This window comes from Mucilaginibacter gracilis, assembly GCF_003633615.1.
Taxonomy (GTDB): domain Bacteria; phylum Bacteroidota; class Bacteroidia; order Sphingobacteriales; family Sphingobacteriaceae; genus Mucilaginibacter; species Mucilaginibacter gracilis.
This window is the reverse complement of record NZ_RBKU01000001.1, coordinates 6,415,925-6,440,543: the sequence shown is the minus strand read 5'-3', so window position 1 is coordinate 6,440,543 and position 24,619 is coordinate 6,415,925. Positions and strand designations below refer to the sequence as shown.

Here is a 24,619-nt window from a genome sequence, read left to right as displayed (position 1 = left end):
AGCTTAGTACTCTTCGGTTGGGAGCTGATTGTTGTTATCGGTTTTGCCTATCATTTCAATCCGCTCAAATAAACTGTGATCGTCCATCCGTTGGTTTAAGTTATGATAAACAACTGCTATTGCTATAATAGGGAGTACATATAAAAACTGCATCGAGCTAAATGATAAAGCTATAGCAATTGTTATAGCATGATTATGGTCGAGCTGAGTAAAACCCACAATTAGCCCAACAATTACCGTAACCGGGATAAGCAACAATACAATTACGGCTAATATAATTATGCCCATTAGTATAATTACACCAAATGTGTGCCACCAGTTTTGTGCAAGTAAGTCATAACCGCGACGGATGGAATAACCAAGACTGGCATTCTCTAACACCATAACTGTTATTACCATTAAATATACCGGTGTAAACCAAATGCCGGGCAACACGCAACAAAGTGTAGCTACTGCTAATATTGCAGTCAATGCAACCGAGCTGAAAAAAAACCGTAGCATATAATATTTAACATAGCTCCAAACCTCGGCAACGGTTGGGGCCTGGTTGCCATTTTGCTGGTATAACGAAATAAATGATAAAACTGTTAGCGAGAGGATAGTGAAATTTAAAAAACTGAAAAACAATGTTAAAAAATAAGCTAAGGTAAAAATAGATTCGCCTTTTTCTTGCAGCGTGGCAATTTGTGTTTGGTTAAAAACTGCAATAATTAAACCAGCAATCCAAAAAAAGCCACATATGGTGAAATATGTTTTAATAAGGGGTTTCCAGTTTTGCTTAAAAAAAAGAATGCTGTCATCAACAATCTCGGTAAAATTTCGTATTTGTATTAGTTCAACGTTCGGTAGCATCTTTATTAATATCAACAGGGTTTAGTGTTTTAAATAGCAGTATAGGGTAAATAACTACGTACCAAATTATAAAAAAAAATGAGCCACCTAAAATGCTCAAACTAAGCCAAACCGGCATTTCGGTATGGCGGGTAACAAAGCTTTCAAAAATAGCGGCTATCACAACAATAGGTAAAATGCCAACGGTAATTTTCATACCTTCTACAGCTCCTTTTTTTATTGATACCACACGTTTGTATGTTTTTGGAAATATAACACTTTTACCCAAAACCAAACCCGCGGCACCCGCAATAATTATGGTTGATATTTCTAACGTTCCGTGTATCCATACTACAAGTATTGATTGCAGGCCAAGGCCCTTGCTTACAAAAAGGTACTCAAAGGCACCAATCATTACACCGTTAGTAAAAAGAACGTAAAGCGTACCCAAGGCAAAAAAAATGCCCGAGAGATAATTAAAAACAGTTATATACAAATTGTTTTTTGCTATCATATAAAACATTAAGTACGAGTTTTGACTTTTGTAAACCCCAAAAGGATCACCTTTAGCTATGTTATCATTGGTCATGTTTACGTATCTATCGCCCATAATAAGCCTCACAAAGTTATCGTCGTAACGAGCGGATAAGATACCTATAAAGAAAAACACCGTGAAAAATATAAAAGAATACATTAGCTGCTTATGGTGCTTTTTGAAAAGCAGGGGGAGCTCGTATTTCCAATACAAAATAATCCGGTTTGTTTTTTCTTTTTTATTGGTGTAAATTGACTGGTGGAAACCACCCGCGAGTTTATTGAGATAAGCCGTTGTTTTAGATTGCGGATAAAATGTTTTGGCATAGGCCAAATCGTCCGTTAAGGTAATAAAATGATCGGCAAGCTCGTCGGGGTTGTGTGTTTCAATATTTTCATATTGCTTCCAGCGTTCCGAATTTTGTTTGATAAATAACGCCTCACGCATATTTTAATACTTGTTGCTTTTTTTCTGTTAAAATAGCAACAAATATTTAATCTTTAAACATAAAATAATCCATTGTTCAATATATATTTGTTTAAATGCAAACAGTAAGAATTACAACCTCACAAAACATAGATATTGACTACCAGGTTGCCGGCTTAGGCGATAGGGTTGCCGCCCGCGCAATTGATTATATGATATTTTTGGTGGTGTATACCATTATGATAACCATAATGGTGGCATTTTATGGACCGAGCGGTATAGATTCATCCGAAAATTCCGCTGAAAGCGGAAGGTTATTTATTATCATTATTGTTGTTTGGCTTGGTTTATGTGTTTTTTATGATTTGCTGACCGAAGTTTTTTTAAATGGCCAAAGTATAGGTAAGCGCTCCATGAAAATAAAGGTAATCAGCCTCAATGGTGCAAGGCCCGGTATTGGTCAGTATTTATTGCGTTGGTTATTCCGCATTATTGATTTTGGTATAACCCTGGGCACGGCTGCTGTAGTTACGGTAGCGTTTTCGGACAAGAAGCAACGCATTGGCGATATGGTTGCCGGTACAACATTGGTAAAAACATCAACACTTACACAATTTAAAGATCTGGTTTTTACCCCGCCAGCCGAAGATTATGAGCCAACATATAACGAGGCTATGCAACTAACCGATCAGGATGTGGTATTGATACACGAAGTGATCCGCAATTTTAATAGAACCCGCAACAGTAATTTGGTTTACAAGCTGGCTTTGCGCATTAAGGCGCATTTGCATGTTAGCTATCCGGCAGATGTAAACGAATATGAGTTTTTAGAGAAGATTGTAAACGACTACAATTTTTTAATAGCCAAACAGGATATTTAAGCAAGCGGGTTATACTTACTCATTTTAATAACGTATGCTATTGCAATTACTGCCGCTGTAAATATAAATAGCGGCCTTTTTATACGTAAGTTTTTATCGTATTTATACCGTGCATCGGTTACGCAAAGTGCCAAAAAAACAAGTATTGGAAGAGTAGCCGGGTAAAGGTAGAAACTGTTGATTACATCGCCTTTAAGCAAGGCAATTAAAGAGCGTTGAAAGCCACAGCCTGGGCAATCAAACCCTGTAAGTTTTTTTAGAGGGCAAGGTATCATAAAATTTTGCAGCCATTTGATGGTGTTCAAATAGCTGCAAAATATAATGTTACAAAACATGCTTTTTAAGCAGGGTTTATGTCATAAGGTTTTTGGTAGTCACTGGCACCAAAGCCGGTTCCGCCTTTAGGGTCAGCACCGTATTCGTTATCACCAGGGGTTCCATTTGTACAGGCCAATACTAAGTTGTAAAAGGGAATCAATATAAACCAACCGCTTTTATCAACATCGTGCATTCTTCTTACTCCAACTGCAATGCTTGGTAACAATACGGCTAATGAATAAATGCTGCGAAGGGCTTTACCTCCGATAGCGGCATCAATTATTGCTAAAATAATACTGATAATAACACTAAATAAGGTAAAATACCAGTATTCGGCGCGTCTGGCACGGCCACTAAATTGCGCATACTTTTTTAAAACGGTTAAATAATAATTCATGTTGTTGAGTTTTTAATTTTTTTTGAACAGGTTTAATTCTCTGCAAAATATGAAAAAAACAGATACCATTTAACAATAACTAAACAATTTGCAAAAATTTAATAATGATATAATATCGTAAATTCGCATGCTATGCAACGCGAACAAATTTCTGTATTCGATATTTTTAAAATAGGTATAGGCCCGTCAAGTTCTCATACGTTGGGGCCTTGGCGCGCGGCTCAACAGTTTGTTGAAATTTTGAACAATACGGGTGTTTTATCATCGGTAGTGCAAATCAAAATATTGCTTTATGGCTCGCTGGCTAAAACAGGCAAGGGGCACGGTACTGATATTGCCATATTGTTGGGCCTTAGCGGTGATGACCCGGTGACCTTTGATGTTAACCAGATAGATAACAAGATAGCCGAAATTGGCGTAAATAATCGGTTGGAATTGGGTGGTGTTAAGCCCGTGAGCTTTTTTAAGGACGACGACCTGTTGTTTCTTTTTAACGAGAGCCTGCCGCAGCATCCTAACGCGGTTACTTTTCAGGCTTTTTTAAGTACGGGTAGGGCCGTTTCTGAAACATTTTATTCTATTGGAGGTGGGTTTGTTGTAAAGGATGGTGAAAATGCGTCGTCGTTAAAGGCGGAGGTTGACTTGCCCTTCCCCATAGAAAAAGCAAACGATTTGCTGCATTGGTGTATCAAAACCGGCCTTAAAATATCCGATGTGGTGATGGAGAACGAGCTGGCCTGGCGCAGCGAGCAGGAAACCCGGAGCGGTGTGCTCAATATATTCAGGGTACTAAACGAGTGCATTTACCGTGGTTGCCATACCGGGGGCAGTTTACCGGGCGGTTTAAATGTTAACCGCAGGGCGGCTGCGCTAAATAAGAAATTGCTGGGCAACCGCAGTTATACCAATTACGAAACCTGGATAAAAGCCATCCGCGAAGGCGGCAACGGTTTTAAATACACGCTGGATTGGGTGAGCTGTTTTGCCCTTGCCGTTAACGAAGAAAATGCGTCGTTCGGCAGGGTGGTTACGGCGCCAACCAATGGTGCGGCAGGCGTGGTGCCCGCAGTTTTACAATACCTCATTGTATTTTGCGATGGCTTTGCCGAAGATAAGATCATTCGTTTTTTGCTTACTGCATCAGAAATTGGGAGCATATTTAAAAAAGGTGCAACGCTATCCGCAGCAATGGGTGGTTGCCAGGCCGAAATAGGTGTATCATCGGCAATGGCCGCCGCAGCTTTAACCGAGAGCCTGGGCGGTACGCAAAGGCAGGTGCTTATGGCTGCCGAAATTGCAATGGAGCACCACCTGGGCCTAACCTGCGACCCTATTGGCGGCCTGGTACAGGTGCCTTGCATTGAGCGTAATACCATGGGTGCCATTAAGGCCATAACGGCATCGCAACTGGCCCTGCAAAGTAACCCCGATAATGCTAAAGTGAGTTTAGATGCCGTGGTTGAAACCATGTGGCAAACTGCGCTTGATATGAACTCCAAGTATAAAGAAACGTCGGACGGTGGCCTGGCCATCCAGATACCTTTAAGTTTGCCTGAGTGTTAACCGTTTTATTATACGGTTAATGTTGTGTTGTTTAGGTTTTTTTAAAATCGATAATAATTATAGCATATATACATGGTTATGGATGAGCGTTTTATTAGCACCCATTACTTTTACTAACAATATGTATTAACATCATGAAAAACTTATCATTCTTTGTTTTATTCACAGTTTTTATATCGGGCTTTTGTTTGGCGCAAGCACCGCCAATGCCTTCAGCATTAACCACAACGCGTTTTGTGCTCGATAAAAATACAGTGGTTAAAGATACTGCCGGTAAACAATACGGCTACCAGGAGTGGAGTGCGATGATGAGGACTGGAAAATACATCATTAAACAAGCTGGCATTAAAAAAGGAACGGATGGAAAGCCGGAGTACGTACTTGTACCTTTGTTTGATGCCAACGGCCAACCCATTGACCGTAAAACCAAAACACAGGTAAGATATATTACAGCCCCACGGCCCCAATCAACTGACCCTTCGAAGCCAAATTTTGTTGAGCCCGCAAAACCTAACGAAAGTACCCAATTTCATCCAGGAGATATTTTTAAACCCTTTAACGAAAAGGATATTTACGGCGAAAAATTTGATTTGAAAAAGATGAAGGGCAAAGTGCTGGTAATAAACTTTTGGTTTATTGGCTGCCCGCCCTGCCGTGCCGAAATTCCGGATTTGAATAAACTGGTTGAGCATTATAAGGATAATAAAGATGTTGTGTTTTTAGCCGTATGTTTAGACGAAAAATACGACATCAAAGAGTTTATTAAAACCACCCCCTTTAACTACCATATTATTGATGACGGCCGTTTTGTTGCCGAAAAGTACGGCGTTAAGTTATACCCAACCAATGTTGTGGTTAATAAAGATGGCAAAGTTGTTTTCTCAAGCGTTTCGTTTCAGTATGCCAATCCATACTGGCTAACCAAAACAATTGATGAAGCCTTACAGGTGCCTGTTGCTAACCCCGCGCCATGATAAAATCAATATATTAACTGTTAAAATGCATATATGGGCAGGTACTTTAAAGCTATTTGCCCAACTGGCCTGCCACCTGTACACTCAATTGCTGAACCCAAAGCGCATACATTTTTGCCGAAGGGTGCAACCCATCCGAAGCAATTAACGATGCATCGGCGGCAGCCTGGCGGGATATGGGCGTAATATCGAGGTAATTAACCCCTGCCTTGGTGCTTTCGTCGCTATTAATGGCGTTAAACTGGTCAATCTCGGTAGCAATTTTTGCTTTGTTGGCCGATGCTGCAAATGGTGTAACACTATAGTCGGGTATTGACAATACAAATACCTTTTGCTTGTTGCCGCCTGCAAAGCCAATAGCGGTGGTAAGCAGTTGTACAAAATCGGTGCGGTAATCGGTTTGGCTTTTGCCCTGGTATTGGTTGTTAACGCCAATCAGCAGGGTAACAAAATCAAATTGCTGGTTAAGGCCGGCTTGTTGTATGGCGTTTTTAAGGTCGCCGGTGGTCCATCCGGTAACGGCAATTATATTGGGTGTAGTTACGTTAAATCCCTTTATAGCCATAATGTTTTGAAGCTGGTAGGGAAAGGGATCTTTGATATCAACAGATTGGCCAATGGTGTAGGAGTCGCCAAGGGCAAGGTAGGTGTAAGGGCCTTTAAGCGGTGTTGTGTTGCTTGCCGGTTGGCTGGCAGTGTTGGTTTGGTAACTTTCCATAGGTTTATTATTACAGCCAATTAAGGCTGTAAGGCTCAATAAAATTATACAATAGGTTTTCATACCACATCCATTTCAAATAATACGGAAATATGGTGCTGTAAGGTTTTTTTAATTTCATTTATATTTACCGGTTGCCCCAGTTCGGCTTGCATAGATGTTACTGCTTTATCATCAATACCGCACGGAACAATGTTTTTAAAATAATCCAGATTGGTATTTACATTAAACGCTAAACCGTGCATGGTTACCCAGCGGCTGCAACGCACGCCCATGGCGCATATTTTGCGCGCCCTGGCGGGGATGCCGGCATCAAGCCAAACGCCTGTGTAACCTTCGTATCGTTCGCCTTTTAAGCCATACTGTGCCATTGTTAAAATAACGGCCTCTTCGAGCGTGCGCAGGTAAAGGTGTATATCGGTAAAAAAATTATCCAGATCGAGGATGGGGTAACAAACAATTTGCCCGGGCCCGTGGTAAGTTATATCGCCACCGCGGTTAATAGGGTAGTAGGTAGCTTGTTTATCTTGCAGGCCCTGTTCATCTAAAAGTAAATGCTCGGGTTTGCCGCTTTTGCCCAGGGTGTAAACATGCGGGTGCTCGCAAAAAACAAGGTAATTTGGCGTTAGTAAATTCGCTGTACTGCCGGGCAACTCGGTTTCTTTATTACGGATTTCTATTTTGGTTTGAACAGTTTTGGCAAATACCTCTTCTTGTTTTTGCCAGGCTTGTTTGTAATCAATCAAACCCCAGTCTTGTAAAATTACCTGTTTATTCTTCATCATTCGCCCTTAACATAACCAATCATATAATCGCCAAAAGGCATATAGCTCACGTTAAAACTCAGGTTTACCTCGGTGCCCTTTATAATTTTAGCTTTAATGGTACCAGCCTGATGCCAGCCGGGCAGTTCAAGCTTAATGTGGTCTAAAAACGAAATTACCTTGCGGCCATTGCATTTATAAACGGCCTCTTTGGCGCACCAGCAAACGTATAGTTGCTCAATTTTATGGTCGGGTTCAATTAAGGCAAGTTCCTGCTTGTTCATAAACTTGTGGGCAATGCGCTCTACTTTTTTGCTCACCAGTTCAATGTCAATACCAACGGGCTTGCTTTTGCTTATCATTACGGCGGCATAATCAAACGAGTGGCTTAACGAGATGTGGTAAGGTATATTTACCAGGTATGGTTTGCCGTGCTCGTCAACCTGGCAATCAATATATTGGTCGGTATTGAGCATGGTGCGTAATAATACCCGCGTACCCAGCCAGTGCAGGTGTCGCTTGCCGTTGCCCAGCATTTCAACATAGGCCTGTTCGGTGGCGTTTAACTGTAGTTGTTTATACAATTCGTCGGCCTGCTCCTCTATTTTCCAAAGGGCAAACTCGGTATCATCATCAACCTGCATCCTGAATGCTATAGCCATAAAGTAAATTGCAAATAAGGTGCAAAATTATATCAAATAATTCTAATTTAGGCGTATCTACACAAGTATATGATTTTATCGGATAAACGCATTTTGGAGGAGATTGATAAAGGCAATATTATTATTGAACCTTTTAACCGGGAGATGCTTGGCACTAACTCTTACGATGTGCATTTGGGTAAATATTTGGCCAATTATACCAGCCGGACGCTTGATGCTAAAGTGCATAACGAGATAGAACATTTTGAAATACCTAAAAGCGGTTTTGTGCTGCAACCCAATACCCTATACCTTGGTGTAACTGTTGAATACACCGAAACCCACGCCCATGTACCTTTTTTGGAAGGGAAATCGAGCACGGGCAGGCTGGGTATTGATATACATGCCACGGCAGGTAAGGGCGATGTGGGCTTTTGCAACACCTGGACGCTCGAAATATCGGCCACGCAGCCTGTGCGCATTTACGCCGGTATGCCTATTGGCCAGCTTATTTATTTTGTTGTTGAAGGCGAAATAGAAAACCTGTACAATGCCAAAGGCAACGCCAAATACAATAACCCAACAACCCGGCCCGTAGAAAGTATGATGTGGAAAAATAAGTTTTAAGGGAAAGAGGCAAGAAGTAAGAGCCAAGAGTCCAGAATCAAGAGCCCAGAGTCAAGAATCAAGAGCGTTGTGGTGTTTTGAAATGAGGCCCGTTTTTGCTACTCCTGGAAGGCAGCACTGGCGAAAAGGATTTTCTTGTTCCTGACTCCTGACTTCTTGGCTCTTACTTCTTGATTCTTACGTCTTGCCTCTTCTTTCCGCCTCTTCTTAGCCGGTATTTGTTTTCACTGTTTTTATACCGATATTTAAACCAACCTATGAAACAGAAGAAAATAATTGTTGGTGCCCTTTTGCTTGGGGGTATAGCATGCCTGTTTGGCTTCGCTAAGTTTGACGACGATGACATCATCAAAAAAATTGCCACGCAGTTAAACGCATGGACATTGGCACAGCCGCAAGAAAAGGTTTACCTGCATTTAGATAAACCCTATTATGCCGTTGGCGATGAGATTTGGTTTAAAGCCTATGTAACCGCGGGCGATAAACATCAGCTATCAACCATAAGTGGGTTGCTTAATGTTGAGCTTATAAACAGTGAGGATTCTATAAAAAAACAACTGAAGGTACCGCTTACTTACGGTTTGGGTTGGGGAAGTATTAAATTAACCGACTCGCTAAAAGAAGGCAATTACCGCATACGCGCCTACACCAACTGGATGCGCAACGCAGGCGACGAATATTTTTTTGATAAAACTATACAGGTTGGCAATAGCATAAGCAATACCGTTTTTACCAAAGTAACTTATAACTACGCCAGTCAAAATAACCAGCAAAAGGTTAGCGCAATAATTAACTACGCCGATATTGATGGTAAACCCTACACCGGTAAAGATGTAAGTTACGAGGTGCAACTTGATAACCGCACCATAACCAAAGGCAAAGGCATAACCGATGATAAGGGCAATATTAATTTGAGTTTTGTTAACAATACGCCAACGTTTAAAAGCGGCAGCATTACCACCCGTTTTAAGTTAAATGCCAAACAGGAACCCGTGGTTAAAACACTGCCTATAAAAGCAACATCGGCTAAGGTTGATGTGCAGTTTTTCCCCGAGAGTGGTAACCTGGTGGCCGGTGTGCGTAGTAAGGTGGCCTTTAAAGCAGTTGGTGCCGATGGTTTAGGTGTTGATATTAAGGGGGCCATATTTGATACGGAAAATAATGAGATTGTTAAAATAACTACCCAGCATTTGGGTATGGGTGTTTTTACCCTGATACCCGAGGCAGGTAAAACATATGTTGCCAAAGTTACCTATCCCGATGGGAGCGAGGGTACTGTTGCCTTGCCTGTAGTGGCAACTCGTGGCTACGTTTTAAGCGTTTATAACAGCAACGAAAATGATATTACACTGAGGATAGCCGCAAGTGATGCAACCTTTCAGGAAAATCAAAATAACGAGATTAGTTTGGTGGCGCAATCCGGAGGTGCAATTTTATATGCTGCTAAAACCAAATTGAGTTCGGCTGTTTTTGCAACGCGTGTTCCGCGCAGCCGTTTCCCAAGCGGCATTGTGCAGTTTACGCTGTTCTCGGCAAAAGGCGAAGCGTTAAACGAGCGCATAATATTTATTCAAAATGCGCCGCAGTTAAATATAGCGTTAACTACAGCTAAGGCAGTGTACACCACGCGCGAAAAAGTTAAGATGAGCATTGCAGCCAAAAACAGTGCTGGCCAACCTGTAACCGGTGCTTTTTCGGTATCGGTTATTGACGAAACCAAAGTGCCGGTTGATGAGAGCAACGAAAATACCATTCTAGCCAGTATGCTGCTATCGTCGGATATTAAGGGCTATATAGAGAAACCAAATTATTACTTTGCCAACGTAAACGAAAAAACCACATCCGATCTTGATTTGTTAATGCTTACCCAGGGTTATCGCCGGTTTGAGTGGAAGCAAATAATGGCTGGTAGTTTTTCGCCGCCGATTTACCCGTCCGAAAAATCGTTAAACATTACGGGTAATATTAAAACGCCCGGCGGCAAGCCTATACCGCGTGCCAAAGTAACTTTACTAACTACCACCGGGGGGATATTTATGGTTGATACCGTTGCCGACGAGCAGGGCCATTTTGCTTTTAAAAACCTGGTTTTTACCGATAGTGTAAAATTTGTGGTACAGGCCCGTACCGAAAAAGGGCGCAAAAATGTTGAAATTGAGTTAACCAATGTATTGCCGCAGTCGGTTACAAAAAACAGAAACCAGGGCGATGTAGAGGTTAATATAAGCAGCAACATGGCCGCTTATTTAATAAACAGCAAAAGGCAATACGACGACTTTTTAAAATATGGTTTGGTTACCCGATCGAGCTTTTTGAAAGAGGTAACCATATCCGAAAAAAAGGAAGTGCTGAAATATTCCAGTAATTTAAACGGGGTAGGAAACGCCGACCAGGTTGTTAAAAGCGACCAGCTTGATGCCTGTGCTACCCTAACACAGTGTTTATTAGGAAAAATAAATTTTGTTAATTTTAGAAACGGGGTGGCCTACTCAACCCGCAGCCCTAACATACCCATGTTAATTGTGGTTGATGGTATGCAAATGGATTCGGACTTTTTGGATCAGCTTTCGCCTTCTAATGTGGAAAGTGTTGAAGTTTTACGTACCGGGAGTACAACTGCCATTTACGGTTCGCAAGGCGGGGGTGGTGTGCTGGTTGTTACTACCAAACGCGGCGAGCCCAATTACGGCTACAAACGCTATGCTCCGGGTATAATAACGTATAGCCCTATAGGTTATGAAAGAACGCGACAGTTTTATTCGCCGCAATATGATAATCCTAAAACCAATAAATACGTTGCCGATTTGCGCACCACAATTTATTGGAACCCCAATATTATTACGGATAAAAGCGGGCTTGCCGGTTTAGATTTTTTTAACGCCGACAGCCCCGGAACATATCGCGCCGTAATTGAAGGGATTGATAACGACGGTAATATAGGCAGGCAAGTGTACAGGTATAAAGTGCAATAATTTAGTATTATAAATTTCAGGCTAAACCAACAATGAACAAATTTTATATATTTTTAATGCTGTTATTGCCCTTAGGCGCTTTAGCCGCCCCTGGCAAAACACTAAACCCGGCAGCTTGTACCGATACTGGTTTGGTTAAAACCATAAGTGCAAAATTAAATGCCTACGATTTGAAATTTGCAAGCGAAAAGGTTTACCTGCAGCTTGATAAGCCCTATTATGCCGCTGGCGATGATATTTGGTTTAAGGCCTATATTACTACCGGCAGCAACCATGTATTATCTAAAATAAGCGGGGTATTAAATGTTGAATTAATTAATGATAGGGATTCGGTGCAGCGGGCGTTTAAATTGCCCGTTATAGCAGGGCTTGCCTGGGGCGATATTAAACTTACCGACTCGTTAAAAGAAGGTAATTATCGCTTACGCGCCTATACCAACTGGATGCGTAATGCGCCCAAGCCTTGCTTTTTTGAAATTAATATCCCCATTGCCAATGGTATTATCAATGCTGTATTTACAAAGGCCAGCTATGTTTATAGCAACCTGGGTAACCAAACCAAGGTGGATGGCACTATCCATTATTCGACTATTGACGACAAGCCCTATATTGGGCGGGATGTAACTTACGAAGTTAAGCATGATAGCCCTCCATCAATTATTAAAGGCAAGGGTGTTACCAATATTAGCGGCGATTTAGGTTTTAGCTTTTTGAACAGCACCGATGCTCAAAATACCGCTATCACTACCCACATTAAAATTGACCCCAAACAGGTGGTTACCAACGTGCTTACCGTGAAGCCTGCGGCAGATAAGGTTGATGTGCAGTTTTTTCCGGAAAGCGGCAGCCTTGTTAACGGCGTGCGTAGCAAGGTAGCCTTTAAAGCAGTTGGCAGCAACGGCCTGGGCACAGAAATTAAGGGTTCGGTATTTGACGATCAGGGTAAAGAAGTTGCCTTTGTTACAACGGCCCATGCGGGAATGGGTATGTTTTTTTTGACACCCGAAACAGGGAGAAAATATACTGCTAAACTTACCTATCCGGATGGCAGCAACGGCACCGTGAACCTGCCGCTGGCCGCTAACGATGGTTACGTACTTAGTGTTTTTAACAACAGCACGGCAGCCAACATCACGGTTAAAGTAGCACTAAGCCAATCCACTTTTCAGCAAAATCAAAACGCCGAAATTAATTTGGTGGCGCAATGCGCAGGCAATGTGGTTTATACGGCTCAAAGCAAGCTCGAATCAACCGTGTTTACAACCAGTATTGCTAAAAGTCGTTTCCCCACCGGTATCACACAGTTTACGCTTTTTTCGGCTAAGGGCGAGCCTTTGAACGAGCGCATCGTATTTATACAAAACCCGGAGCAACTTAGCCTGAATGTAAACAGCACCAAAGAAACTTACAAACCCCGCGAAAAGGTAAATTTAAATGTTGAAGCCAAGCATCCCGATAATCAACCCGCATTAGGAGCCTTCTCGATAGCTATAACCGATGAAACCAAAGTAGCTGTTAACGAGGATGACGAAAACTCCATTTTAGCCAACATGCTGCTCACATCCGAAATTAAAGGGTATATTGAGAAACCCAATTATTATTTTAGCGATAATGACAAGGCTAAAACCGATTTAGATATTTTGATGCTTACACAAGGTTACCGCAGATTTGAATGGAAAGATGTGCTTACCGATAACTTACCCGCACTTGCATTTAAGCCCGAAAAAGGCCTTGATATTAGCGGTGCCATTAAAACCCCGGGTGGCAAGCCTATTGCAAATGGTAAAGTTATACTGATTACAAATATGGGCCACATGGAAGTGATGAACACCGTGAGCGATGAGCAAGGCAGGTTTTTGTTTAACGACCTTACTTTTGCAGACAGCAGCAAGTTTAGGCTACAGGGCCGTACAAAAAAGGACGGCGATAACGTGGTTGTTGTGTTAGATAAAATAAAGCCCCCCGCTATTGGCAAAAACAAATATGTTACCGACGCGGATGTGAACAGCACCATGGTAACTTACCTTAAAAATAGTAAAAAGCAATACGACGAGTTTTCGAAATACGGCATGACGAGCAAAACCAATGTATTGAAGGAAGTAAATATTAAAGATAAGAAACAGGAACTAAGGCATACCGATAATTTAAATGCCGGTAATAACCATGAGTGGATTGTAAAAGCCGATAAGTTAGCGCAGCACTTGCGGTTGATAGATGCTATGGTTGGTGTGCCGGGCGTTACTATAAACCCGATAACGCATGTTGCATCGTCTAGAACGGGTACGATGATGATTGTGTTGGATGGAAACCCCATGGACGGTGTTCCGGGCCAGCCCTACACACTTGATGATATTGATATTAGTACCGTAGCAAGTATTGAGGTGTTAAATTTAGCACAATCTGTAATATATGGCAGCCGGGGGCAAGGCGGCGTATTGCTGGTAACATCCAAACAAACACCCGAAGATTATGCCGATTCGTGGGGTAAGCAGGAAGTGTCGGCAGATGGCGTATTAAGCTTTAAACCCAAAGGGCTTTACAAGGCCCGTGAGTTTTACGCACCACGCTACGACGACCCTAAGATTAACAAGAGCATTGCCGATTTACGCAGCACCATTTACTGGAACGCCAACATCATAACCGATAAAGACGGCAAAGCAGCCGTAGAATTTTTTAACGCCGATAACCCCGGAACTTACCGCGCCGTAATTGAAGGTATTGATACCGACGGTAATATGGTTAGGAGAGTTTACAGGTATAAGGTGGAGTAATGATTAAAGGAAAAAAAACAGTTAAGTTGCCAAACGAGATTGTTAAATCCATATACGTTAACAATATAGCCGTTATCAATAGTTGGGTGAATACTCTGAATATTGACTTAGTAGATAATAATGATCGGACTATGTTATTTCATGCCATTATTGCTGGCTTTGATGATTTGGTAGCCTTACTGTTAGAAAGTAAGGCTAATATTGATTTGAAAGACAACAAGGGATGGAGCCCATTACATTATGCTGTGCAAAACTCAAAATTTGTTGTAGTTGGTCTGCTTATTGAGAAAGGTGCGAACGTAGAAACTAAAGATGACTATGGTAACACTGCACTGTGGAGAGCAGTATTTGCCTCAAAAGGTAACGGCGAGATAATTAAACTATTACTCGCCAAAGGGGCTAATCCCGATAATGAAAATGACTCAGGCATAAGTCCTTTAGGCTTGGCTAACAAAATAGCAAACTATAACATAGTGCAGTTTTTTGATTAGGCCAGATATTGAAAGTAATATTTAAAAACCTTACGAAGCTATAGTTTGTGTAGTGCGATTTACGGCAACGTTTCTAACCTGGGTTGCAATTGCGGTTGCGTTAAAGCCGCATTCGGCCCAAAGCTCGGGTTGCTCGCCATGTTCAATAAACTTATCGGGTATACCCAGGCGTATTACTTGGGCGTGGTAATTATGGTCGCTCATAAATTCAATAACGGCACTGCCCATTCCGCCTTGCAGGCAGCCGTCTTCAACGGTAATTACTTTATCAAAGTTGGTAAAAACCTCGTGCAGCAGGGCTTCGTCAAGTGGTTTAACAAAACGTAAATCGTAATGTGCGGGATGGTAGCCTTCGGTATTGAGTTGGCTACAGGCCTTTACAACCTCGTTGCCAATGGCACCTATTGATAATATGGCTACTTCTTCACCATCGCAAACTTTACGGCCCTTGCCTACGGGTATTGCTTTCATTGGGCGTTGCCAGTCAACCATTACACCGTTGCCACGCGGGTAGCGTATAACAAATGGGCCCATGTTTTGTTGCTGTGCGGTAAACATGAGGTTGCGCAGTTCTTCCTCATTCATAGGTGCCGATACGGTTATATTGGGTATGCAGCGCATATAAGCCAAATCGTAAGCACCATGGTGGGTTGCACCGTCGGCACCGGCAAAACCGGCCCTATCTAAGCAAAAAACAACGTTTAATTTTTGTATAGCTACATCGTGTATCACCTGGTCGTATGCGCGTTGCATAAAACTGGAGTAAATGTTGCAGAAAGGCACCAGGCCCTGGGTAGCCAGCCCTGCCGAAAAAGTTACTGCGTGCTGTTCGGCAATGCCTACGTCAAAAGCGCGGTTAGGCATGGCCTTCATCATGATATTTAACGAGCAGCCACTCGGCATAGCCGGGGTTATGCCCATAATTTTATCATTTTTTTCGGCAAGCTCAACTATGGTGTGCCCAAAAACATCCTGATATTTTGGCGGTTGTGGCTTGTCGTAAACGGCTTTTTTAATTTCTCCGGTTATTTTATCAAACAAGCCGGGAGCGTGCCATTTGGTTTGGTCCTTTTCGGCCAGGGCATAGCCTTTACCTTTAACGGTTACACAATGTAAAAGTTTGGGGCCGGGTATATCGCGCAGGTCGCGCAGTACACCTACCAGGTGTTCAACATCGTGGCCATCAATAGGGCCAAAGTATCTAAATTGCAAAGCCTCAAAAAGGTTGCTTTTTTTAAGCAGGGTACCTTTTATACTCTTCTCTATTTTTTTGGCCATTTTAAACGCATCGGGGCCGTATGATGATATTTTGCTCAACATACGGGCAATATCGTCCCTAAAGCGGTTATAAGGTTTTGAGGTTGAAATATCAGTTAAGTACTCTTTAAGGGCACCCACGTTAGGGTCAATAGCCATGTTGTTATCGTTTAAAATAACAAGCAGGTTACTGTTTTCTATACCGGCATGGTTAAGCGCTTCAAAGGCAAGCCCGGCTGTCATGGAGCCATCGCCAATAACGGCTACGTGCTGCCTGTTGGTTTCGCCTTTGTATTGCGATGCTACCGCCATACCCAAAGCCGCCGAAATGGAGGTTGATGAGTGGCCCACGCCAAAAGTATCATATTCGCTCTCTGAGCGTTTTGGGAAACCGCTTATGCCGCCATAAACGCGGTTGGTATCAAAAATATCGCGCCGGCCGGTTAGTATTTTGTGGCCGTAGGCCTGGTGGCCAACATCCCAAACCAATTGGTCGTAAGGTGTGTCTAATATATAATGCAGGGCAACTGTTAACTCTACAACGCCTAAGCTGGCACCAAAATGGCCGCCATTAACCGAAACGATGTCAATAATATACTGACGGAGCTCCTGGCTAAGTTGCTTTAGTTCTTCTTCCTTAAGTTGCTTTAAATCAGAAGGGTAGTTAATTTTTTGCAGTAAATTTCCCGCAGATACTTTCATCAATTATGTTCGTGTGGATTAAAGATACAAATTAAGTTATTTAGTTGCTAAAAACCATGACAAATCGTTGTCATTTATTTTATGATGCTTTTTTGATTCGGTTTAGTGTTCAACTCAATATTGCGGACTCCCGACTCAATACTAAACACATAATTAAGTCAGTGGCGGCAGGTATTGTTGTTATACTTTGCTATTTTTAATGCCTTACTTGTTTTAAAACGTTTATTTTTGGAGGCTAATCATGGTTGAAGAAGGTTTCGAAATTCATTTACCCCAGTTTGAAGGTCCGTTTGATCTGCTTCTGTTCTTTATAGAGCGGGATGAGCTGGATATACACGAAATTTCGATAGCCAAAATAACCGACGATTTTTTGTCGTACATCCACCAGATGAACAGCCTTAATATGGAGCTGGCCAGCGAATTTATTTTTGTTGCCGCTACGCTGATGCGCATTAAGGCCAAAATGTTGTTACCACGCTACGAAGTTGACGCAGACGGCAACGAGATTGACCTTAAAGAAGACCTGATACGCAAGCTTATTGAGTACAAAAAGTTTAAATTGGTTTGCGAAGAGCTTAAACCCCTGGAAGAAGACAGGCTTAAACAAGAGAAGCGCGGAGCCATACACCTGGATATGGAGGCCGTTGCCGAATTGGCCGCGCCTGGCGAGGAGCTTGAAAGTTTTGACCTGTATAAGTTAATGATGGTTTATAGCCGGGTTATGACGCGTTACAAAAGCAAAAGCCAGGAAGTAAAGCATACCGTGGTGCAATACCCTTACACTATTGAGAAGCAAAAGAAGGCTATTAGCGCATTGCTGGCCATTAACAAACGGCTCGATTTTAGCGCAATACGTACAAACTCGGAAAACAGGGTTCACTTTGTGTATAACTTTTTGGCCGTGCTAGAGATGCTTCAGCAAGAATTGGTTGACATACAGATAGGCCTGGGGTATAACAATTTCTGGATATCGCCAAGGGCGGAAAGCTGATAACATGCCCTATAGCGGGGCCTACCTGATAAAATAATTAGTATGTGGCGTTGTATTATAGCCCTATAACATAGCTAAATTTCTATAGAACAACTCATTAAACCAAATAAAATTTGGCTACCTTTGCGGCATTAATTCAACCCCTCATGAAAAGAGATAAACTTATTTTTGATTTATTGGAAGAAGAGTTGCAGCGCCAGGAAGAAGGCCTGGAACTGATAGCATCAGAAAACTTTGTAAGCAAGCAAGTTATGGAAGCTGCTGGCTCGGTTGCAACCAATAAATATGCCGAAGGCTTACCCGGTAAACGCTATTATGGTGGCTGCGAAATTGTAGACGAAATAGAAACTATTGCTATTGAGCGGGCTAAACAATTATTTAACGCTGCCTGGGCAAACGTACAACCGCACTCGGGCGCGCAAGCCAATGCAGCAGTAATGCTGGCCTGTTTACAACCTGGCGATAAAATATTGGGTTTTGATCTTTCGCATGGCGGGCACTTAACACATGGTTCGCCGGTAAATTTTTCGGGTAAGTTGTACAAGCCATTTTTTTACGGCGTGGTAAAAGAAACCGGGTTAATTGATTATGATAAATTAAAAGAAGTTGCTTTAAAAGAAAAGCCCAAAATGATAATTTGCGGTGCTTCGGCATACTCGCGCGATTGGGATTACGAATTTATACGCCAGGTTGCCGATGAAGTTGGTGCCCTTGTTTTGGCAGATATTTCGCACCCGGCAGGTTTAATTGCCCGTGGTTTGCTTACAGATCCGCTTCCGCATTGCCATATTGTTACCACTACCACCCACAAAACATTACGCGGCCCGCGTGGCGGAATGATTATGTTAGGCAAGGATTTTGAAAACCCATGGGGACTAAAAACACCTAAAGGCGAGGTTAGAATGATGTCGGCTATATTAGATTCGGCTGTATTCCCCGGTACGCAAGGCGGGCCGCTTGAGCACATCATCGCTGCAAAGGCCATCGCTTTTGGCGAAGCTTTAAGCGATAACTACATGAAATATGTTGTACAGGTTAAAAAAAATGCCGCCGTAATGGCCGCTGCGTTTATTAAGCTTGGTTATAACATCGTTTCGGGCGGTACAGATAATCACCTGATATTGCTTGATTTGCGTAACAAAAATATTTCCGGAAAAGATGCCGAGAACGCTTTAGTTAAGGCTGATATTACTGTTAACAAAAACATGGTTCCGTTTGATGATAAATCTCCGTTTGTAACATCGGGTATCCGCGTGGGTACGGCCGCAATTACAACGCGTGGTTTAAAAGAAAAAGAAATGGAAAAAATTGTTGAATTGATAGACTCGGTGATAAAAGACCACGAAAGTGAAGCCAATATTAAAAAAGTTCGTAAAAAGGTTAACGAATTAACGGCGAAATTTCCGTTATATAGTTAACTTTAGGAGATTATGGTGTTAGATGGTATTACTGTTGCTGAAAACGAGGCAGGGCGCATTGCAGCGCTCGAGTCTTATCATGTATTAGATACCCTTCCCGAACGGGATTACGATGCCATAACCCGCCTTGCCTCTTATATTTGCGAGGTGCCCATCGCCTTAATTTCGCTAATTGATGTTGAGCGCCAATGGTTTAAGTCGAAAGTTGGTTTAGAAGTATCCGAAACACCACGTGCCGATGCATTTTGCCGGTATACCATCCTTGGCGATGAGATATTAGAAATTCCGGATGCTTTAGAGAACGAACTTTTTGTAAATAATGCCTTAGTGACAGGCGAGCCAAACGTTCGTTTTTATGCCGGCGCCCCGCTAATTGATAGCAAAGGCTTTCGTTTAGGTTCGTTATGCGTTATTGATAGCGTTCCGCGTAAGCTAACCTTTGAGCAGCGCGATGCCTTAACTACGCTTGCGCGCGAGGTAATGTCGCACCTGGAATTGCGAAAACAAAAAAAGGAACTCGAGGAGAACTTAAAGCTTCATAACGAGTTTTTTAACCTTTTTAATAATTCGCCCGAGATCCATTGCGTAATGGATAGGGACTCTAACATAGAGCTTATTAACGATTCGGTAACACGTATACTCGGCTTTACGCCGGAGCAATCAATTGGCAAACCGATATGGATATTTTTTCATCCGGAAGATAGGGAAAGCGTATTACATGTTGTTGAAGAAGGGTTAAGGAACAACAAAAAGGCTTATGAAGTTGAAACCAGAATAATAACCAAAAATGGCGAAGTAAGGTGGATTAGCTGGTCGGTAATTTCTAAACAGCAAAGCTGGTATGCCAGTGGCCGCGATATTACTTACCAAAAGCAAATGCTTGCCGAATTGCAACAGCTATCGTTAGTGGCCAGCAAGGTTAGCAACGGTGTGGTGATAAGTAACGCCAATAATAATGTAGTTTGGATAAACGATGCCTTTGAAACTATAACAGGTTACCAGTTAAAGGATGTGCAAAATAAGCACCTTGGTGATGTTTTGCAGGGCGAATTAACCGATTTGGCAATTATACAAAAGGCACGTGAACTTTCGGAAGCCAAACAATCGTTTGAGGTTGATTTGCTCATTTATCGTAAAGACGGGCAACCGCTCTGGATATCGGTTATCAACTCCATTATTTTAGATAGCAACGGCGATGTTGACAAGTATATTGAGGTTATTATTGATATTACTTCGAAAAAGAAAGCCGAACTTGAACTGATTGCCACTAAAGAGGAGGCTTTACAACTAAACCGGGCTAAAGATATGTTTATATCGGTAATGAGCCACGAGATACGCACGCCCCTTAATGCAGTTATTGGTATATCCGATTTGTTGATGGATGATAACCCTGCCCCATCGCAAAAAGAAAACCTGAGTATTTTGAAGTTTTCGGCCGATAATTTAATGACGCTGATAAACGATGTGCTTGATTTTACTAAAGTTGAAACCGGTAATATTGAGCTGGAGAAAATAAATGTTGACATGCGCGACCTGGTTAACAGCGTTATAAATTCAATGAATTTTAAGGCGCAGGCCAAGGGTATTTATTTGCACGCGCAAATTGATGAAAGTATACCCCAATATATTTTGGGCGATAAAACACGGATATGCCAGATATTGTTAAACCTGGTAGGCAATTCGCTTAAATTTACCGATAAGGGCGGCATCGTAATCGATCTTAAAGTAATAGAGCAAAATAAAAACCAGGTGCGCATCAGGTTTGAAGTGTCGGACACGGGCATAGGCATCCATCCCGAAAAAATTAGTAGCATATTTGAGTCGTTTAAACAGGCGGAAGCCAATATTACACGCTTATATGGTGGCACGGGCCTTGGCTTGGCCATTACCAAGCGCCTTGTTGAACTTCATGATTCGCGCATTAATGTGGAGAGTGTATATGGCCAAAGTTCAAAATTTTGGTTTACAATAACATTTAATAAAGGAAAAAATACCTTGGATACCAATACCAGTGAAATTAGAATAGGGCTAAAACTAAACGTTTTAGTTGTTGACGATAACCATATTAACAGGTTATTGATTGATAAAGTACTAAAAAAATGGGGTGCTACCTCCGATTTTGCGGAGAACGGTTTGCAGGCCCTTGATAAAATTGAAACCAACCATAATTATGATGTGGTTTTGATGGATATACATATGCCCGAAATGGGCGGGCTGGAAGCAACCCGTATATTACGTGCAAAGGATAATGCATATGCCCAACAATTGCCTGTTATAGCGCTTACGGCATCTATGCTTACCAACCAAATGGATTTGATAGACGAAGCCGGCATGAACGATTATGTGTTAAAGCCCTTTGACCAAAAAACGCTTTACGATAAAATTAGCAGGTACTCTAAAGATTAATGTTTTTATATACAGGGTGCTTTGCTCGTGGTTTGCATCACTCGGCGTAGGCAATTGCGGCTAGGCTTAGCGTAAGCCCCGGTATTTTGAGCAACTCTAAACCGCAGGCTTCTAAGGTAGAGCCGGTGGTTATAATATCATCAACCAATAAAACGTGTTTGCCTGTTAACCTTTCGGGATGCAGTACGGTAAACACTTCCTTCATGTTTTCGTATCGCGAAAAGCGCGATTTTTTTGTTTGGGTATCGGTATGTTTAACCCGGATAAGGCTGCCTGTGTCAACCCGGGCAGTCATTTTTTCGGATAAGCCGTCGGCAAATCTTTCGCTTTGGTTATAACCCCTTTGTTTTAACTTTTTTGGGTGCAAAGGCACCGGTATTATAACATCAATATTTTGGTATGCGGCAGCCCCGGCCAACTGGGCGCCTGCAATTTGCCCCAGGCGGTTGCCAATTTGTGGCATGTTGTTATATTTAAACCGGTGCATCATGTTTTGCACCTTGCCGCCCTTTACAAAATACAGCAGCACATATACAGCCTGCAAGTTAATGCGCCCCCAAAGTTGCCGGGCCACCACATTATCGGGCTGTTGATGGAAATTGGTATAAGGTAAATTGTAAGTGCAGTTAATGCAAATTACCTTTTCGGCGGCTATCAAACTTGCGCCGCAGGCCTGGCATAGCTCGGGGAAAATTAGCGCAACAAAATGGTGAAGGTAACGGCTAACTTGATTCATCACGATGAAAATAGCGGATTAGGTTTGGATATAAAAGCCCGGCACAAATTAATTAAAAAACAGGGTTAAATTAATACGCTTTAAACACCACGGTCGGCAATGGAAGATGGAACAGGCAATATGGAAGATGTGGTTTTGGAAATGCGAGATTTGGGATTTTTATCACGATAAATTTCTTACAATATCCCCCCTTACCCATCTTCCATTCCCTTCAATCCACTTCCTTTTCTAAAATTTTGATGTGCCTTATTAAATTGTCTATCTCAAAATCAATAGTGCCATTGTATACACCACGGATGTGGTGTTGCCCGTCAACGAGGATAAAGTTTTCGGTGTGCAAAAATTCGTTAAAATCTTTATTGTAGCCAATGGCGTTATCGGCAAAGTAGCCTTTTCGGGCAATATCATATATCTGCTTTTTATCGCCGGTTAGCAGGTGCCAATTGGGGTTGGTTACGTTTTTAAGCTTGGCGTAGTTGCGCAGTACTGCAATATTATCCAGTTCGGGAGTAACCGAGTGCGAAAGCATCAGTATGTTGGGATGGCCGATAAAGGCGGCGGATACTTTGGCCATATTGCCCGTCATTTTAGGGCAAATGTTTTGGCAGCGGGTAAAAAAGAAATCAACCACATAAATTTTATTATTTACGGTTTGGTTGGTTATGCTGTTTCCGTTTTGGTCGGTAAAACTAAAGGCAGGTATGGTGTGTAGGTTTTGATATTCGGCCGTACTCTTATCCAGCCAAATGGGCGTAAAATCGGGCGTGTTAAAGTAGGGAAGTTTAACGTCGGCGGGCTTTTTGGGTGTGCAAGCCAATGCAGTAAGCAGCAATATAAGTAGTATTACCTTGTTATTTCCCATTAGTTTTTTACATCGTTTACGCACAGTTTTTGCCCAAATAAACCAAATTTTTCGCCATTAACTATTACGTAGTTTGCGCGTATCTTGCCATCTTCCCACCACATTTTTTGGCTCCCGGCTTCGTGCCCGGCGGCGTAATGAAATATGCGGAACACGGTGCCATTGCTAAACCATTCTTTCACTTCGCCCTCATATTCATCGTTAGTAAAATGGTATTCAAACTGTTTTTTACCGTTTGGCCACCAGCCCATATGCACACCTTCTTTACGGCCATTCACAAACAATCGTTTTTGTGCCAATTGTTTGTTAGGATGCCACCACTGCATTATGCCGTTTTCTTTTCCGTTTACATAAGGCACTGCTTTAGCGGTATCGCCATTATCAAATAACTCGAAGGTGGTGCCGTTGAAGGGCACACCTTTAAAATAAAGCGTGCCCTGCCGTTGTTTTAGGCTTATATCGGCCATAGGTATAATACCCATGCTTGCCGGTTTTTGGCTACATGCAAACAGCAGAGTTGCTAAAAGCAAGAGCGAAAACTTATTGAGATATTGTTCCGGGTGTACCATAAAAACCATTTCCGTTAATGTATGGGTCGGCAGATGTAACATGGTAATGATAAATGCCGTTAGGATAATCGGCTGTTACGGTGGTGTGGCCATGATAAACATCCAAATCGGCATTGGTAATGGTTTTACCGCCTTCGCTTGGCCCGTAAACCGGGAAACCATCTAACAGAAAACCTAACAAGGCATCTTTACCCTTTTTTGTAGTTAAGTAATAAGGTTCGGCATGGTAATGGTAAACACCGCTTTGCTGCGGATGGCCTCCGTATTGATCGAAACCGTTAACCTCGTTGGTAAGCGGGGCACGCATTGCAGCGTATTGGTTAAATATGGCAACACCATTTACGGCAACGCCCATTGAGCCCAGTGGTGTAGAGGCGTGAGTGGTTGCTACTGCCGGGTGCAGCGGTATTTTATAAGTAGCATCGTTTTCGGCAATGGTATTTGGGTTTTGGCTCCATAACGGGTTGGTGCCGTTGTAGGCTTCGTACATCGTTGATGCCCATTTTGTATTTTGGTAATATGGCGATTTATGATCGGGAAGGTTTTTTGCCTTAATTACTACATAATCGCCATCGATATAAATATCTGTTGCACCATAAATTTTTTTGTAAACATCGGGTACGTTGGCACCTACATTGGTTACTACGGCGATAGAAGAGGAATCGGTACTATCGGTAGATGAGCTGTTTTTTTTGCAGGCGCAGGTAATAACCAGCAGCATCATGATGCTGCCGGCTGATAAAAATAGTTTATTCATGATTGTGATTAG

22 protein-coding genes are annotated in these 24,619 nt (G+C 42.2%); 10 read left to right on the top strand and 12 right to left on the bottom strand.

The features are described from left to right. Positions 1–3: 3 nt before the first annotated feature. Complete coding sequence (locus tag BDD43_RS28740) at positions 4–852, bottom strand: hypothetical protein (protein ID WP_121201662.1); 849 nt, start codon at positions 850–852, stop codon at positions 4–6. Then, complete coding sequence (locus BDD43_RS28735) at positions 836–1,813, bottom strand: stage II sporulation protein M (RefSeq protein WP_121201661.1); 978 nt, start codon at positions 1,811–1,813, stop codon at positions 836–838. Before BDD43_RS28735 ends, BDD43_RS28740 begins: the two co-directional genes overlap by 17 nt. Before the next feature lie 95 nt (positions 1,814–1,908). Between BDD43_RS28735 and BDD43_RS28730 the strand changes: the two genes are divergently transcribed. Then, positions 1,909–2,673, top strand: coding sequence for an RDD family protein (locus BDD43_RS28730; RefSeq protein WP_121201660.1), 765 nt, complete (start codon positions 1,909–1,911; stop codon positions 2,671–2,673). On the opposite strand, the gene BDD43_RS28725 is transcribed toward BDD43_RS28730, so the two are convergent. Both BDD43_RS28725 and BDD43_RS28720 read right to left on the bottom strand, forming a co-directional pair. Further along, complete coding sequence (locus BDD43_RS28725) at positions 2,670–2,948, bottom strand: DUF2752 domain-containing protein (RefSeq protein ID WP_246001891.1); 279 nt, start codon at positions 2,946–2,948, stop codon at positions 2,670–2,672. The two genes, BDD43_RS28730 and BDD43_RS28725, sit on opposite strands and share 4 nt — an antisense overlap. Before the next feature lie 65 nt (positions 2,949–3,013). Beyond that, positions 3,014–3,388 (bottom strand): DUF805 domain-containing protein, encoded by a 375-nt coding sequence (locus BDD43_RS28720; RefSeq protein ID WP_121201658.1) that lies wholly within the window; start codon positions 3,386–3,388, stop codon positions 3,014–3,016. A gap of 132 nt (positions 3,389–3,520) precedes the next feature. On the opposite strand from BDD43_RS28720, the gene BDD43_RS28715 reads away from it, so the two are divergent. Together BDD43_RS28715 and BDD43_RS28710 are read left to right on the top strand one after the other, a co-directional pair. Then, a complete protein-coding gene (locus tag BDD43_RS28715; RefSeq protein WP_121201657.1) occupies positions 3,521–4,951 on the top strand; it encodes an L-serine ammonia-lyase in 1,431 nt (476 codons plus the stop codon). Positions 4,952–5,085: 134 nt separating this feature from the next. Further along, positions 5,086–5,925, top strand: a complete 840-nt coding sequence (locus BDD43_RS28710) for a TlpA family protein disulfide reductase (RefSeq protein ID WP_121201656.1) — start codon at positions 5,086–5,088, stop codon at positions 5,923–5,925. Between the two features lie 52 nt (positions 5,926–5,977). Here BDD43_RS28710 and BDD43_RS28705 read toward each other — a convergent pair whose 3' ends face one another. The 3 genes from BDD43_RS28705 to BDD43_RS28695 are packed head-to-tail and all read right to left on the bottom strand — an operon-like array spanning position 5,978 to position 8,069. After that, positions 5,978–6,643 (bottom strand): SGNH/GDSL hydrolase family protein, encoded by a 666-nt coding sequence (locus BDD43_RS28705; RefSeq protein ID WP_246001821.1) that lies wholly within the window; start codon positions 6,641–6,643, stop codon positions 5,978–5,980. 59 nt (positions 6,644–6,702) lie between these two features. Continuing rightward, positions 6,703–7,425 carry a lipoyl(octanoyl) transferase LipB gene (gene lipB, locus BDD43_RS28700; protein ID WP_121201654.1) on the bottom strand — a complete coding sequence of 241 codons (723 nt, stop codon included), beginning with the start codon at positions 7,423–7,425 and terminating at the stop codon, positions 6,703–6,705. Next, a complete protein-coding gene (locus BDD43_RS28695) occupies positions 7,425–8,069 on the bottom strand; it encodes a 4'-phosphopantetheinyl transferase family protein (RefSeq protein ID WP_121201653.1) in 645 nt (214 codons plus the stop codon). The genes lipB and BDD43_RS28695 overlap by 1 nt, the downstream gene beginning before the upstream one ends. A gap of 69 nt (positions 8,070–8,138) precedes the next feature. Between BDD43_RS28695 and dcd the strand changes: the two genes are divergently transcribed. The 4 genes from dcd to BDD43_RS28675 all read left to right on the top strand — a co-directional run bounded on the left by dcd (position 8,139) and on the right by BDD43_RS28675 (position 14,909). Beyond that, the gene (gene dcd / locus BDD43_RS28690; protein WP_121201652.1) at positions 8,139–8,675 is read left to right on the top strand and encodes a dCTP deaminase; all 537 of its coding nucleotides are present in this window, start codon (positions 8,139–8,141) and stop codon (positions 8,673–8,675) included. 257 nt (positions 8,676–8,932) lie between these two features. Then, positions 8,933–11,647 (top strand): TonB-dependent receptor plug domain-containing protein, encoded by a 2,715-nt coding sequence (locus BDD43_RS28685; protein WP_121201651.1) that lies wholly within the window; start codon positions 8,933–8,935, stop codon positions 11,645–11,647. 32 nt (positions 11,648–11,679) lie between these two features. Next, positions 11,680–14,418 carry a TonB-dependent receptor plug domain-containing protein gene (locus BDD43_RS28680; RefSeq protein ID WP_121201650.1) on the top strand — a complete coding sequence of 913 codons (2,739 nt, stop codon included), beginning with the start codon at positions 11,680–11,682 and terminating at the stop codon, positions 14,416–14,418. Beyond that, positions 14,418–14,909, top strand: a complete 492-nt coding sequence (locus BDD43_RS28675) for an ankyrin repeat domain-containing protein (RefSeq protein ID WP_121201649.1) — start codon at positions 14,418–14,420, stop codon at positions 14,907–14,909. The genes BDD43_RS28680 and BDD43_RS28675 overlap by 1 nt, the downstream gene beginning before the upstream one ends. A gap of 30 nt (positions 14,910–14,939) precedes the next feature. Here BDD43_RS28675 and dxs read toward each other — a convergent pair whose 3' ends face one another. Next, positions 14,940–16,868, bottom strand: a complete 1,929-nt coding sequence (dxs, locus tag BDD43_RS28670) for a 1-deoxy-D-xylulose-5-phosphate synthase (RefSeq protein ID WP_121201648.1) — start codon at positions 16,866–16,868, stop codon at positions 14,940–14,942. Positions 16,869–17,109: 241 nt separating this feature from the next. Between dxs and BDD43_RS28665 the strand changes: the two genes are divergently transcribed. The 3 genes from BDD43_RS28665 to BDD43_RS28655 all read left to right on the top strand — a co-directional run bounded on the left by BDD43_RS28665 (position 17,110) and on the right by BDD43_RS28655 (position 21,683). Next, entirely contained in the window at positions 17,110–17,859 is a 750-nt protein-coding gene (locus BDD43_RS28665) for a segregation and condensation protein A (protein ID WP_121201647.1), read from the top strand. 146 nt (positions 17,860–18,005) lie between these two features. After that, a complete protein-coding gene (glyA, locus tag BDD43_RS28660; RefSeq protein ID WP_121201646.1) occupies positions 18,006–19,277 on the top strand; it encodes a serine hydroxymethyltransferase in 1,272 nt (423 codons plus the stop codon). 12 nt (positions 19,278–19,289) lie between these two features. Beyond that, positions 19,290–21,683: a PAS domain S-box protein gene (locus BDD43_RS28655; RefSeq protein ID WP_121201645.1), complete on the top strand. Its 2,394-nt coding sequence runs from the start codon at positions 19,290–19,292 to the stop codon at positions 21,681–21,683. Between the two features lie 37 nt (positions 21,684–21,720). Here the strand turns inward: BDD43_RS28655 and BDD43_RS28650 are convergent, their stop codons facing one another. The 4 genes from BDD43_RS28650 to BDD43_RS28635 form a co-directional block, all read right to left on the bottom strand. Continuing rightward, on the bottom strand, positions 21,721–22,419 hold the full coding sequence (locus BDD43_RS28650) for a ComF family protein (protein ID WP_121201644.1): 699 nt from the start codon (positions 22,417–22,419) through the stop codon (positions 21,721–21,723). 211 nt (positions 22,420–22,630) lie between these two features. Then, positions 22,631–23,281: an SCO family protein gene (locus BDD43_RS28645; RefSeq protein WP_121201643.1), complete on the bottom strand. Its 651-nt coding sequence runs from the start codon at positions 23,279–23,281 to the stop codon at positions 22,631–22,633. Next, positions 23,281–23,850, bottom strand: coding sequence for a toxin-antitoxin system YwqK family antitoxin (locus tag BDD43_RS28640; RefSeq protein ID WP_162847191.1), 570 nt, complete (start codon positions 23,848–23,850; stop codon positions 23,281–23,283). Before BDD43_RS28640 ends, BDD43_RS28645 begins: the two co-directional genes overlap by 1 nt. Beyond that, positions 23,822–24,607 (bottom strand): YHYH protein, encoded by a 786-nt coding sequence (locus tag BDD43_RS28635; RefSeq protein WP_121201641.1) that lies wholly within the window; start codon positions 24,605–24,607, stop codon positions 23,822–23,824. Before BDD43_RS28635 ends, BDD43_RS28640 begins: the two co-directional genes overlap by 29 nt. Positions 24,608–24,619 lie beyond the last annotated feature (12 nt).

What these genes read in the sequence shown, in the direction of transcription:
- BDD43_RS28740 (WP_121201662.1), bottom strand. Translation starts at nt 852, where the DNA reads ATGCTACCGAACGTTGAACTAATACAAATACGAAATTTTACCGAGATT.
- BDD43_RS28735 (WP_121201661.1), bottom strand. Translation starts at nt 1,813, where the DNA reads ATGCGTGAGGCGTTATTTATCAAACAAAATTCGGAACGCTGGAAGCAA.
- BDD43_RS28730 (WP_121201660.1), top strand. Translation starts at nt 1,909, where the DNA reads ATGCAAACAGTAAGAATTACAACCTCACAAAACATAGATATTGACTAC.
- BDD43_RS28725 (WP_246001891.1), bottom strand. Translation starts at nt 2,948, where the DNA reads ATGATACCTTGCCCTCTAAAAAAACTTACAGGGTTTGATTGCCCAGGC.
- BDD43_RS28720 (WP_121201658.1), bottom strand. Translation starts at nt 3,388, where the DNA reads ATGAATTATTATTTAACCGTTTTAAAAAAGTATGCGCAATTTAGTGGC.
- BDD43_RS28715 (WP_121201657.1), top strand. Translation starts at nt 3,521, where the DNA reads ATGCAACGCGAACAAATTTCTGTATTCGATATTTTTAAAATAGGTATA.
- BDD43_RS28710 (WP_121201656.1), top strand. Translation starts at nt 5,086, where the DNA reads ATGAAAAACTTATCATTCTTTGTTTTATTCACAGTTTTTATATCGGGC.
- BDD43_RS28705 (WP_246001821.1), bottom strand. Translation starts at nt 6,643, where the DNA reads ATGGAAAGTTACCAAACCAACACTGCCAGCCAACCGGCAAGCAACACA.
- lipB (WP_121201654.1), bottom strand. Translation starts at nt 7,425, where the DNA reads ATGAAGAATAAACAGGTAATTTTACAAGACTGGGGTTTGATTGATTAC.
- BDD43_RS28695 (WP_121201653.1), bottom strand. Translation starts at nt 8,069, where the DNA reads ATGGCTATAGCATTCAGGATGCAGGTTGATGATGATACCGAGTTTGCC.
- dcd (WP_121201652.1), top strand. Translation starts at nt 8,139, where the DNA reads ATGATTTTATCGGATAAACGCATTTTGGAGGAGATTGATAAAGGCAAT.
- BDD43_RS28685 (WP_121201651.1), top strand. Translation starts at nt 8,933, where the DNA reads ATGAAACAGAAGAAAATAATTGTTGGTGCCCTTTTGCTTGGGGGTATA.
- BDD43_RS28680 (WP_121201650.1), top strand. Translation starts at nt 11,680, where the DNA reads ATGAACAAATTTTATATATTTTTAATGCTGTTATTGCCCTTAGGCGCT.
- BDD43_RS28675 (WP_121201649.1), top strand. Translation starts at nt 14,418, where the DNA reads ATGATTAAAGGAAAAAAAACAGTTAAGTTGCCAAACGAGATTGTTAAA.
- dxs (WP_121201648.1), bottom strand. Translation starts at nt 16,868, where the DNA reads ATGAAAGTATCTGCGGGAAATTTACTGCAAAAAATTAACTACCCTTCT.
- BDD43_RS28665 (WP_121201647.1), top strand. Translation starts at nt 17,110, where the DNA reads ATGGTTGAAGAAGGTTTCGAAATTCATTTACCCCAGTTTGAAGGTCCG.
- glyA (WP_121201646.1), top strand. Translation starts at nt 18,006, where the DNA reads ATGAAAAGAGATAAACTTATTTTTGATTTATTGGAAGAAGAGTTGCAG.
- BDD43_RS28655 (WP_121201645.1), top strand. Translation starts at nt 19,290, where the DNA reads ATGGTGTTAGATGGTATTACTGTTGCTGAAAACGAGGCAGGGCGCATT.
- BDD43_RS28650 (WP_121201644.1), bottom strand. Translation starts at nt 22,419, where the DNA reads ATGAATCAAGTTAGCCGTTACCTTCACCATTTTGTTGCGCTAATTTTC.
- BDD43_RS28645 (WP_121201643.1), bottom strand. Translation starts at nt 23,281, where the DNA reads ATGGGAAATAACAAGGTAATACTACTTATATTGCTGCTTACTGCATTG.
- BDD43_RS28640 (WP_162847191.1), bottom strand. Translation starts at nt 23,850, where the DNA reads ATGGTACACCCGGAACAATATCTCAATAAGTTTTCGCTCTTGCTTTTA.
- BDD43_RS28635 (WP_121201641.1), bottom strand. Translation starts at nt 24,607, where the DNA reads ATGAATAAACTATTTTTATCAGCCGGCAGCATCATGATGCTGCTGGTT.